This is a genomic window from Anaeromonas frigoriresistens, from assembly GCF_016820655.1.
Taxonomy (GTDB): domain Bacteria; phylum Bacillota; class Clostridia; order Tissierellales; family SIT17; genus Anaeromonas; species Anaeromonas frigoriresistens.
In genome coordinates, this window is sequence record NZ_WSFT01000032.1 from 1 (window position 1) to 12107 (window position 12107).

Sequence of the window (12107 nt, forward strand, 5' to 3'; positions counted from 1 at the left end):
AGTTGAACCATTAGGAATTACTTTCTCACCACTTTTTCTTTTCCATATATAATTCATAGCTTTGATAGCCACATCCCCCATTAATAAATACACTTGAACATTCGGAAAATAACTTATTTCTTTTCTAGAATTTTTGAACAATTTTTTATAGTTTTAGCTGATATTCGATATTGAAGTTTAGGACATTTTACAGCAGTTGTTAAATACACACCTAATTCTTCTAATTCATTTAAACTATTAACTTCTATACCTGCATCTTTAAAAGCCTGAATAGTAGTATTCATATAGTCAGATTTATCAGATGAATAAAAGTAATCTTCTTTATTTTCTGGAGGAACTTCGGATATCATCAAAATCCTTATTTTTTCCTTCTTTATATTCCTCGTAGGAACTAAAAAACCACCTTCATTTATACCACTACACGAAAAATGATCACAATTTATACTCTCGTTAATATGCATTTGTTTTTCCTCCTTTGCTTACTCATTAAACCATCTGCAAAAATTTCATATAACGTCTTGGGCTTATCGACGTCAGACTTTGCTAGCTAAATTCTTGCCGATGTCTGATAAGCCTTTGTTATAGGAAGTGATGACCTTTTACCACTCTAATCCTTCGCATAATAAGAATATTACGTCACAATATTTTATAAGTGATAATCCACGCTATAAAAAAATTATAATTTTGAAATCATTTCATACTGGTCAACACTATTTTCAAATCCTAATTTGAGTAAAAAATCTTTCGTAGATTTAGATTCATTGTCTACATTAATAACACTAATCTTATGTGCTTCTGTATTTTTTAGCAAATCTGCAATTATACTTCTTGCAATTCCTTTACGTCTATAATTCTTATTTACTGCTATTTGAGGAATATCTCCTGTTTTCTTATCAATAATGCCATAACCCACAATCGTATCGTCAAAACGTATAATAGAATATATAAATATATCAGATGCAGCGTTGATTGAGTCAATAGAATTTTGCCAAGATGGCGTAAAATCCCAAAATTCCATCAATCCTTCCCAATTAGTTGCATCAATTTTATTCACATGCTCAACTTTATAAGTTGTCATCAGACTATATGTATCCTTCTGTAACTGAAAGCATGCGAGATTTCTTATAATATCAAATCCTTGTTTTTGGTAAAGTTGAATTGCAGATGTATTGTGTTGAAGTACTTCAAGTAAATATCGCTCTACTTTTTTTTCTTTAAGCAATTCTCTGATATTTAAAATCAAAGTACTTGTTATCCCCTTTTTCCTATACTCACCTATAACACCTGTCCCTATGTCATACACAGTTGAATTGCCATTCCAGTTTCTTAATCCATTTAAAACGAATCCCACTAACGCATCATTTTTAAATGCTCCCATTGAAATTTCTGAAACATAACCTTTTCTTTGAAGCATTTGTTGAAACTTCCAAAAGGGTAAATCGATTTTAACTTGATAATCAGAAAATGCACTTACAAATGTTTGATGTAGTATTTCAACACTTGTATCTTCAAGCGTTTTATAAGTAAACATAGTTATCTCCCCTAACTTTAATTTATACTAAAGTTCTTTTGTGACGTAGTTTTCTACAAATACGTCATAAATAACTTATAAATATATTAAACATCTCTTTTTTCAGAAAAGACCCTAAAAAATACTCTGATATCATCATTTCCTATAACGTTTCTGGGATTTACGACGTTATCGTCCCGTTAGGGTTGGCATGTCTTTTGCTACTATAGCTTTTTGCTCTTTTATTCCAAAAGACATGACAAAGATAATGTCCCGTAGGGTAGCCCGGTTTTTGGCGTAACGGAAATCCTATGTTATATGATAGAGTAGGCACTTTAAACAATTATTTGTTTTCACTTTAAATAATTACTTTGTAATAATCCCATAATGATAATATTATGCCATTTACCTTCTCTATATAAAGCTTCTCTCATCTTTCCTTCATGCTTAAATCCGAACTTTTCATATAATCTTATTGCTCTCTTATTAAATGAGAAAACTTTTAAATATATACGATGTAAATTCAACTCTTTAAAAGTATAATCTAACATAACAGTAACAACCTCAGTTGCATATCCTTTTCCCCAATAATTTTTTTCACCTATGTCTATAATAAATTCAGCATTTCTATTAAAAAAATCAATATTTGTCAGACTAGTTATGCCTAATGGAGTCTTTTTAATTTTCTCTTCAATAATATAGGTTTTAGAATTATTGGTATTTTTTATTTTATTATAAAAATCTTCTGTATCCTCTAGTGAATGTATATCTAAATTTGGATAGGTATTTGAAATTACCTTTTCATCATTACTCCATTTATTGTACACTTCTATATCGTTTTCTCTCATTTTTCGCAATCGAACTCTATCCGTTTCAAAAAACATATATAATACCCCCTTAATATAATTTGTTTATAAAATTTATCGATGAGAAAGATTGAAATCTATCAAAAGTAGTTTCTAGTATTTTGTCAACTACTCTAAAAAATTTAATGGTGATAATATTGTATCTGCCATAGTATAGCCTACTCTTTCATATAACGTTCTTGTATTTGCGACGCCTTCGAACTGGACCCCCTTGACATTTCACCCTGGCGGTGCTTGCCACCCAGTGAGAAGAGTGTGGTGCCTGACCTTTCCCTTAACACGTGCAGCCAGCACCTTTATGCAAATGTATTGTTATAGGGAGTAGTGACCTCTTTTGCAAAGAATGTGAAATAACTCAACTACAAATTGAAATTTATCGGTCTGTTTGTTCCGTCATCAACCCCCAACGGAAACCAAATTTGTCGATAAATACAACCATGCAAGAACTATATGTCGTGCTCTGCATCTGATAAATTGTCTCGCTGCCTTCCTGTAAAACTTCATATGCCTGTTTTACTTCGTCCTTTGTATCGAATGTTACAGTCAGTGAAAGAGCCGTGCTTTTTACAAAATTAACATCCATATTGTCGCACATCATAATCCTTTGGTCACCAATAAAAAGCTCTGCATGATATATGTAATTTTCTTGTTCTGGTGTTAATTTTTTATCCCAATCAGACTTATTGGCATCAGAATATCGTAATAAACAACCAACCTTTGCGTCAAAAGCCTTTTGATACAATACAAATGCTTCTTCACAGCGACCTGCAAAATTAAAATTTGGTGTGATTATAGCCATTTTACCACCCTTTCATTTCATCATTAAATTCTTTTTTATCACTAAGATTGTATGTATAATAGCCATTAGTTCGTAATTTTATACTGTCGTGTATCATCATGTCTTTTGAAAATAGGCTCCGTAGAACAACCCCGATATCACTATTTCCTATAACGTTTTGTGGCTTAGTGATGTCGGCCTTCCCCTAAAATTTTTCTTTTCGATGTCTACTAAGCTCCTGTTATATGCTGTCCTGTTATCTCAAATGTTTTTACTCCCACTTATTTATTGCTTTTTATGACGCATAGAAAAGAAAAGGCACAATAAAATACTCTTTAACCACCTTATATCTTATAAATATTGTGAATTAATTACACTTAATTTTACTTCATTATCTATGATTAACAAATAATAATGTTTAGATATGTATCCAGTATCTTTCAAGGTATACATCATCAGGTTCACAATAAATTGTACTTTCGTATATTCCACCATTAGCAAGAATGGTACGCTTACTACTGTCATTTTCTTGAATGCATGTCACCAAAACCTTCTCAAGACCATATAATTTACAAATATTAAGACAATTATCAAGCATCATCTTAGCGTAGCCTTTTCTTCTTTCGTCAGGTCTAACAGAATATCCCATATGACCACCATATTTTTCAAGAAATTCGTTGAAATAATGGCGAAATTGAATCATACCAACTATTTTATTATCTGCTTCACGCACATAAATATATTGTTCACATGTAACCCAATTTTGGGGTACAGTTTCTTTATTTTCACATCTTTGATTAAATTCCAGCCATTCTTCAATGTTATCCATACGTTTCAATGGACCTGTTCCATCCATAGAACTGTTAGCATCTAACATTTCTTTACGAAAGGCTTGAATATCACTTTTAAAAGAAATATCTGGTTTAATTAACATGCACTTATCCATATAAATTCCTCCTAGTTTTTACTTTTGCATTTTATATTTATATTTGATTCGCATAATCCATCTAATATGCCTATCATCATCTTCATTTTACCTATTTCCACTACTTTTCTCTGCAGGGATGGCATATAACGTTCCTGGGCTTTGCGACGTGATATTTTCTTTCTCTACCAACATTCCTTACCATGTTGTAAAGCCCATGTTATAAGACGTAGCGATGCCACTAACCTTTAAGTTACAACCTATTTAAAATATCATCTATGTTATCAAACCCATATCCGACCTTTTTAAGAATTCTTCCTCCGATTTTAATATCATTTTCAACTATCTTTTTCCCTCCTAGATATTCATAAAACTTATATGACGGATTATCTTTTAAAACCCAAACTATCATTGAGCTTGTCTCATTATTTTTCATCTTCTCTATTACCTTCTCAATCATTTGTCTTCCTATACCTTTTCTCTGATATTTTTCAAGAATGTATATTCCATATAATTGATCCTCATAATTGTATTTTTTATCTTTATCAGGACCAAATGATGCGAATCCAATTACTTTCTTGTCCTCATTTAAACTTACTATAACTTTATTGTTTTTATCTTGAAAGAATCTTCTCCAACTTTTCTTACCTTTTTCAAGTGATAGTCCCTGCAAATAATCATTTGATAACATTTCTTTATATGTACTTCTCCATGAATCTATGTGTACTCTTGTAATTCCTTCTATATCTGAAACTATTCCTTCTCTTATTTCCATAGAAAAACCCTCCTCTTGCCTTAAATCTACTGTATGAACAGCTATACCCTATAACGTTTCTAGTATTTTACGATGGTCTACACGCCTTTTGTGGACTGTCTGCAAATGCTATGTTAGGCGATGTCGTCTCCCTATAATTATTATCTAAAGAGTTTCTCTAAATCTGCTATTCTTTCTGACTTTATTACTAATCCAAGATTATTTGGAATACTGGAAATGGCTATATGTCTTTGAGAAGTTGGTACATTTATAATTTTAATCTCGCCAGTAGCTGTATGTTGTGGTCCAGCGTATAAAACACCCATTAACAATATTCTATTTTTCCCCAAATATGTATTTCCTTTTTTGTCCCTATAACTACCTTCATTAAAAATAAACACTGGAGAACCACTTGATCCCGGAAAACATGCTGCATCAATCATAAATTCCTTTTTCCCATTATAATCAATATTTGGATTAGTAGCAGTAACACCTTTACGAAATATTGGTTTATTATTAACTCCATCCCAAATACCATTTGGATAGCCTATCATAAGTATTTCTTCAAGTGCAGAGATTTCTTCTAATTGCTCTTTTGTGGGAATCAATGACATATCAAGTGGAATATAAAAAAGTTTCTCTTTTTTATTCTCTGCTTCTTTAATAAATGGAGCTATCGGTATTGCACATAAGTCAACCCGAGGATCTGGATGCTTTCTCCACCATGATTCAAAGTTGTCAAAATACACATTAAAATGTTCCCTATCAATAGGTTCATAGTTCTCATGTGCTTTTGTAAATAGCAGTCTACCCTTAATAGCTCCATTAATAACATGCTTATTGGTAATCACAACTGGTACATGATTACCATTTTCTTTAGTTTCCAATAACTTAAAAAAGAAACCTGTCCCAGTCCCAGAACCCCCATCTTTATATTGACACTCAATTCTAACAGTTGAATACATTAATTGTTCAGAAATTGATAAATCCATTTAAATATTCACTCTCCTCATTTATAAACTGTTTTTTCTATTAATTCTTGTTACTAATTGAATATATGTCTTATAACTATTGTATTACCGAATCATAGTTCGTCATTTACTCCAATATAGGCGGATTTACGAACTATAGTTCGCGAATATTTGCTTATGTCTGTATATCTACTTCATTAATCTATCCAATGGATTTTTTATTTTGCTAAAATTTGTTTTAGATACATGAGTGTATATTTCTGTAGTCTTAGAACTTGAATGTCCTAATAATTCCTGGATATATCTAAGATCAGTTCCTCCTTCTAAAAGATGTGTTGCAAAGGAATGTCTCAATGTACGCACTGAAACTTTTTTATTTATTTTAGCTTTTTTGCAAGCCTTTGCAAAAACCTTATGTACTGAACGTTCTGTTAAAAAGCTACCTTCTTTTCCTCCAGGAAACAACCAATCTTTTAGTTTTTGTAGCACAACATATTTTCTCAACATATTTAAAACAACTTCAAAAAGTATAGTATATCTATCCTTTTTACCCTTCCCTTATTTTACATGTATTAACATTCTATCACTATCTATATCTTCTACTTTTAGTCTTACTACTTCTCCAACTCTAAGTCCTGCTGAATATGTCAAAAACAATATAGATTTATGTTTTATATTATGAACTGAATCTAAGATTCTAAGCACTTCATTTTGACTTAAAATATTTGGTAACTTTTTTTCTTTTTTAGCTCTTGGTAAATCATATAATACTTTCCCGTTTTTCAATATATACTCATAATAAAATTTTATTGAACTTAAAGCTTGGTTTACATATGCATGGGAATTTTCTTGTTCATTAAGTAAATAATAAATATATTTTTCAACATCTTCTTTTACCAAGGAATGAGGTGTTCTATTAGTAAACTCTACAAATCTTCCCACATGACCGCTATATGCTTTTTTAGTTTTCGTACTATATCCTTTAAATGTCAACTGCTTTTCTAATTGTTTTAAAATAACATTTTTACCGCCTCTTTTCAATATTCTTATACTGTAACATTAATTTACTCTTATCCCTTATTTCTACAAAGATTTTCCATTTCCTTTATTTTAAAGTGAAATATCTGAATATTTTAAAATATATCATTGTTAAAATATCCTATGTAATATTGATTTTGTTATCAAGCATCATATTATTCTTTTAATATTTATAATACAGACATAATAAAAAGTGATGAGAGTATCTCATCACTTTTTATTATCATTTATCTTCCTATACAATAAATATGGATATATAGTTGTAAATATCACTAATACGATTATACCTCCAATAATAAGAACTGTAGTAATTTTCCCCGGGGTAAATGCTCCTATAATAAACATTAATCCTAATAGTATAAACGCATATCTAGTAACCCTATGGGTTTTATTCCAAACTTCCTCACTGGCCAGAGTCCATGGATTCTTTATTCCAAAGAAATAATTATGTCTTATTTGACCCATATAATTACCCATAATTATAAACAATATACCTACTCCCATGGTTACTAATAATTTCATATTAATATCATTACCTAAAGAGGCATACATAGTAACCCAATGTAAAGCAATCATTAAAACTATAATTCCATATATAGTGATATTGTATGCTTTCTTATGCTTTCTATAAGATTCTCTTTTAGGATCTATTTTGGGTAAGAATCTCATTAAAAAATAAAGTAATAATGGTAAAGCCGCTGTAAGAAATGCTCCTTCTTTTCCCCAGTAAGCATCTACCTCTCCATTTGACCCCCAATGTCTTGGTATCTCCTCTGGAAGGCTACCATATACAAAAAATGTAGCTATAAGTGATATTAAAGCTATAATTATTAAAAAACTATCTTTTTTCATAATCAATTCTCCTTTCTAAAATCAAGAAACCATCTCATAACTTCTTGAACAACAGTAGTATTTAATGAATATACAATATTTTGACCGTCTTTTTCCCACAATACCAAATTAGCATTCTTTAATATATTCAAATGGTGACTTATTGAAGGCTTACTTATATCAAAATATTCAGCTATATCCCCTGCTGTCATATCTTTTTCTTTTAAATATTCTAATATTTTTCGTCTAGTAGGATCCGATAAAGCTTTAAATGCTTTATTCACATTATCACCACCTCATGTTATTAGACATTTAGATAATTATCTAAATATCTAATTCTATATTACTATTATATTATCGATTTGTCAATATAATACCACAATAAAATACTTCATACTAATTAGCATGAAGTATTTTATTTAATTTTCATTACTTATTGTACTCTTACTAATTTATTAGCACCTACCACCTAAATATGGGTAACAAAATAATACTACTAATAATAGGAAGAAAAACAATAATTCACTATTACAACCTCCACTAAAACAACCTAAGATTCCGCCTCTGCCATCAGACATTCAGTACCATTCCTTTCATTTAATAAATTATTTATTTCTAACTAATATATAATATACATTAAATGAAAAATGGTACTATTTTTTATCATTTTTATTTTCCAGCTCTAATAAACATCTGTGTCCAATAATATGTTCCATTTTTAGCTTTTGCAACTCCTACTCCTATCTGATCAAAAGATCCACCTAAAATATTACTTCTATGACCAGGTGAATTCATCCATGAATTCATAACTTCTTCTGCTGTTCTTTGTCCATATGCTATATTCTCTCCGGCAGCTGTATAATTGATTCCAAAATCCTCCATCATTCTAAAAGGTGATCCATAGGTAGGTGATGTATGAGAAAAATAATTTTTATCTCTCATATCTACAGATTTATATCTAGCTACTCTAGATAACTGCCAATTCTTAGTTAAAGGAGATAACCCATTTTTGCTACGTTCTACATTTACTAGTTTTATGACCTTATCTTCAATACTCTTAACATCATCAATATTTGGTATAGTTAACTTTTGCCCTGGATAAATAAGACTAGGATTCTTAATTTGAGTATTTGCATTTATTATCTCACTTAATCCAATTCTATATCTTACGGCTATTTTCCACATACTATCTCCAGATTTTACTGTGTATGTATCCTGCATTGCAAAAACTGGAAGGGATACTAACAATAATACTGCAATACATAAAATAAATATTCGCTTTTTCATAGCTTCCTCCTTAATCTATTTCTTGTATATAGTTTTCTATATATTTGTTAAATATATTATTTTAATTTTAACTATATAATCCAATTAGTGGTATATAAAATAATAACCCTTTTATATTATTTTATTTTGTTTTTTATTTTAGTATTTATGAGAAAATATCCTGAGGAGGTATATCAATGTTTAGCAAAGAAATTTCTATTAAAAATAAATACAATAAATTTTTATCAATATTACTAGAGTATCCTGATGATACTCTAAAGGATTATATTATATTTAATCACTGTTTTACATGCTCTAAAAATTATAAAATTTATAATAATATTTCAAAAATATTAGTAAAGAATGGTTACGGAACTATTAGATTTGATATGACGGGATTAGGTGACAGTGAAGGTGATTTTGAAGACACCAATTTAACAACAAATATTGAAGACTTGATATCAGTATACGAATATATCTCTTCAAATTATAAAACTCCAAAGTTCTTAATAGGTCACTCTTTAGGAGGCTTAATATCTATTAAAGCTGCAAGTCAATTACCTTTTATAAAAGGCATTGCCACAATAGGGACTCCTTATAATCTAAATGGCCTTATAAAATTATTTTCAAAATACGAAGATGAATTATCTAGTAAAGGTAAAACTGAAATAGATATTGCTGGTAGAAAGTTTAAGATTGGAGATCATTTCTTAGAAGATATAAAAAATGAAAATATTCATCAATCTATGAGAAAATTTGATAAGCCTATTATTATATTTCATTCAAATAAAGATAAAACTGTACCCTTTGAATCGGGATTAAAGTTATTTAACTTAATAAGTTCACCTAAGAGTTTTATAACTCTTCAAGATGCAAATCATTTAGTAAGTAATAAGGATGACGGATATTATATCGGAAGTATATTAGCTCGATGGTTTGATGAAAATAAAGGCTGATGGTTATAACCATCAGCCCCTAATATATGTTGGTGATAAGATACTTTATCTATACTCAATATAATATAGCACGTATCAATTCAATTCAACTTTATTCATTCTAAATATAGTTAACCCTATTAATACTATAATATAACCAATCGTTAATATTATTGACTTATTTAAAAAATCAGCATAATTATTACTTAAAATATTAGCTTGCTTCACTAGGTAATAGGGAAAAATTTTAGATAATTTTTCTATCATACCTATAGCAGGCATAAGATATATAATGCTCAAACTTAATATACCCGCTACAATACCTTTTTTGAACAAGCTACTCATAAGTAATATTAGACTTAGATTAAATAAAAAATATAAACTAAATATCAAACTAGTCTTAAATAATATTGATATTCTCAAAATTTCTTCAGGAAAAAGCAATTTTGAATAATAATAATTAATCAAAAATCCTACTAATGTAATTATCAATATTGCTATACTATACACTAGATACTTAGCCAATACAATACCATTAATATTAGCCTTATTAGAATAGGGTATAACTAATGTTTTGTTTTTTAATTCTTCAGATAATATTCCCATTAAGCTTAATACTAATACTAAATTAGATATTTGAAATAAGTTATTCATATAGCTTTGTATTGCTCCAGCTTGTGTAAAATTTACTAATTGAGATAAATCCATTCCTGGTGCTTGACTGGCTAATATATTAGGCAATAATTTTAACACCAAAGGATCTAACAAAGCAAATAGTATAATACCTATAGCAAGTATTAAAAATTTAAAACTTCTAATTCCTTCCATAGCTTCTTTTTTTATATAGGCAGCAAAACTATTCATTTTCACTCACCACCTTAATAAATATATCTTCTAGATTACTCCTTCTTAAATTAAGAGATAATATAGGAAGATTTATTTCTGCTATTACTTTCATTATGTCTCTACTATCAATATCTTCATTTACATATATATTCATAATATTTTTATATACTTTAATTTCTTCAATCCAATCTTTATCTATTGTATTTATAATGTCTTCCTTAATATTTTTTTCAAATTCAATATCATAGATAGGATGTAAATACCTCTTCTTTAATATGTCTAATTTTTCTTCTAATATAATCTTACCTCCCTGAAGTATGCCTACTCGGTCACAAACTCTTTCTATATCACTTAATATATGAGTTGATAAAAATACAGTTATTCCTAAGTCTTTAAGATCTTCTATTATATCTACTACGTCTTTTCTTCCGGTAGGATCTAAAGCAGATGAGGGTTCATCTAATAACAATATCTCAGGATTATTATACATAGACACTGCTATCCCTAATCTTTGCTTCATACCCCTAGAGTATCCGCCAATTTTTCTATTACAGCTTTCTTCAAGTTTTACTAGTTCTAATAATTCTTTATTTCTAGATTTTATTTTATTTTTATCAAATCCTAGCACTTCACCTATAAAGGCAAGATACTCATTAGCTGTCATATAAGGATAAAACTTAGGTTCCTCAGGAAGGTATCCTATAGTTCCTTTTAGATTAGTTCTATTCTCTTTCATATCCAAAGAATTTATCTTTATATTTCCATCATTATAGTCAATAATTCCAGCTAATATATTCATTGTAGTTGTTTTTCCAGCTCCATTATGGCCAAGAAACCCATATACTTCCCCTTTTTCTACATTAAAGTTTACACCTTTTAATACTTTATTGTTTCCATATCTTTTACACAAATTTTCTGCTTTAATTATCATAATTATTCCTTCTCCCAAATATTAAAAATGCAATTGGTCCTATAGTAGATATAAACAATATTATTAATGTCCATCCTACTTTGTTTAAATTTCTTACACCGTTTTTAAAAATAGATACCAGACAAAATATTTTGACTGCTAATTCCAATATTATAACTGGTAACATCATTTTCAAGATCTCCATTACACTTAGCCCTTCTAACATAATTACCCCTCCTAAATTTAATATCAATTAATTATATTGATATTCCCTTTATGTCATTCTTATTTAATCAATTAGATAATTAGACATTTATCTAAATATCTAATTAAATTATAATATACTATTCTTAAATTTGTCAATTATTTATTTATAAATATAATAAAAACCACTATATCTATTAATAGATATAGTGGTTTAAAATAAACATAAAAAAACCAGCAACGTCCTACTCTCCCAGGCAGTCTCCCACCAAG

14 protein-coding genes and 1 pseudogene are annotated in these 12107 nt (G+C 29.1%); 1 reads left to right on the forward strand and 14 read right to left on the reverse strand.

The window, feature by feature from the left end; all coding sequences use genetic code 11:
* Window positions 1–113: 113 nt before the first annotated feature.
* The 11 genes and pseudogenes from GOQ27_RS08200 to safA all read right to left on the reverse strand — a co-directional run bounded on the left by GOQ27_RS08200 (window position 114) and on the right by safA (window position 8960).
* Window positions 114–461 (reverse strand): hypothetical protein, encoded by a 348-nt coding sequence (locus GOQ27_RS08200; protein ID WP_203366369.1) that lies wholly within the window; start codon window positions 459–461, stop codon window positions 114–116.
* 215 nt (window positions 462–676) lie between these two features.
* Complete coding sequence (locus tag GOQ27_RS08205; RefSeq protein WP_203366370.1) at window positions 677–1531, reverse strand: GNAT family N-acetyltransferase; 855 nt, start codon at window positions 1529–1531, stop codon at window positions 677–679.
* A gap of 332 nt (window positions 1532–1863) precedes the next feature.
* A complete protein-coding gene (locus tag GOQ27_RS08210; RefSeq protein WP_203366371.1) occupies window positions 1864–2394 on the reverse strand; it encodes a GNAT family N-acetyltransferase in 531 nt (176 codons plus the stop codon).
* A gap of 355 nt (window positions 2395–2749) precedes the next feature.
* Window positions 2750–3175 (reverse strand): VOC family protein, encoded by a 426-nt coding sequence (locus GOQ27_RS08215; RefSeq protein ID WP_203366372.1) that lies wholly within the window; start codon window positions 3173–3175, stop codon window positions 2750–2752.
* A gap of 397 nt (window positions 3176–3572) precedes the next feature.
* The gene (locus tag GOQ27_RS08220) at window positions 3573–4100 is read right to left on the reverse strand and encodes a GNAT family N-acetyltransferase (RefSeq protein ID WP_203366373.1); all 528 of its coding nucleotides are present in this window, start codon (window positions 4098–4100) and stop codon (window positions 3573–3575) included.
* Between the two features lie 232 nt (window positions 4101–4332).
* Complete coding sequence (locus GOQ27_RS08225) at window positions 4333–4854, reverse strand: GNAT family N-acetyltransferase (protein ID WP_203366374.1); 522 nt, start codon at window positions 4852–4854, stop codon at window positions 4333–4335.
* 140 nt (window positions 4855–4994) lie between these two features.
* A complete protein-coding gene (locus GOQ27_RS08230) occupies window positions 4995–5825 on the reverse strand; it encodes a S1 family peptidase (protein WP_203366375.1) in 831 nt (276 codons plus the stop codon).
* A 168-nt stretch (window positions 5826–5993) separates the two neighbouring features.
* Window positions 5994–6845: pseudogene (locus GOQ27_RS08235) on the reverse strand (tyrosine-type recombinase/integrase).
* A 207-nt stretch (window positions 6846–7052) separates the two neighbouring features.
* The gene (locus GOQ27_RS08240) at window positions 7053–7694 is read right to left on the reverse strand and encodes an SdpI family protein (RefSeq protein WP_203366376.1); all 642 of its coding nucleotides are present in this window, start codon (window positions 7692–7694) and stop codon (window positions 7053–7055) included.
* Between the two features lie 2 nt (window positions 7695–7696).
* Window positions 7697–7957 (reverse strand): autorepressor SdpR family transcription factor, encoded by a 261-nt coding sequence (locus GOQ27_RS08245; RefSeq protein WP_203366377.1) that lies wholly within the window; start codon window positions 7955–7957, stop codon window positions 7697–7699.
* A gap of 385 nt (window positions 7958–8342) precedes the next feature.
* A complete protein-coding gene (gene safA / locus GOQ27_RS08250) occupies window positions 8343–8960 on the reverse strand; it encodes a SafA/ExsA family spore coat assembly protein (protein ID WP_203366378.1) in 618 nt (205 codons plus the stop codon).
* Between the two features lie 176 nt (window positions 8961–9136).
* On the opposite strand from safA, the gene GOQ27_RS08255 reads away from it, so the two are divergent.
* A complete protein-coding gene (locus GOQ27_RS08255) occupies window positions 9137–9895 on the forward strand; it encodes an alpha/beta hydrolase (protein ID WP_203366379.1) in 759 nt (252 codons plus the stop codon).
* A gap of 75 nt (window positions 9896–9970) precedes the next feature.
* On the opposite strand, the gene GOQ27_RS08260 is transcribed toward GOQ27_RS08255, so the two are convergent.
* The 3 genes from GOQ27_RS08260 to GOQ27_RS08270 are packed head-to-tail and all read right to left on the reverse strand — an operon-like array spanning window position 9971 to window position 11856.
* Window positions 9971–10738, reverse strand: coding sequence for a hypothetical protein (locus GOQ27_RS08260; RefSeq protein WP_203366380.1), 768 nt, complete (start codon window positions 10736–10738; stop codon window positions 9971–9973).
* Window positions 10731–11651, reverse strand: coding sequence for an ABC transporter ATP-binding protein (locus tag GOQ27_RS08265; RefSeq protein WP_207751286.1), 921 nt, complete (start codon window positions 11649–11651; stop codon window positions 10731–10733). The genes GOQ27_RS08260 and GOQ27_RS08265 overlap by 8 nt, the downstream gene beginning before the upstream one ends.
* A complete protein-coding gene (locus GOQ27_RS08270; protein ID WP_203366381.1) occupies window positions 11641–11856 on the reverse strand; it encodes a PLD nuclease N-terminal domain-containing protein in 216 nt (71 codons plus the stop codon). Before GOQ27_RS08270 ends, GOQ27_RS08265 begins: the two co-directional genes overlap by 11 nt.
* Window positions 11857–12107: the final 251 nt, after the last annotated feature.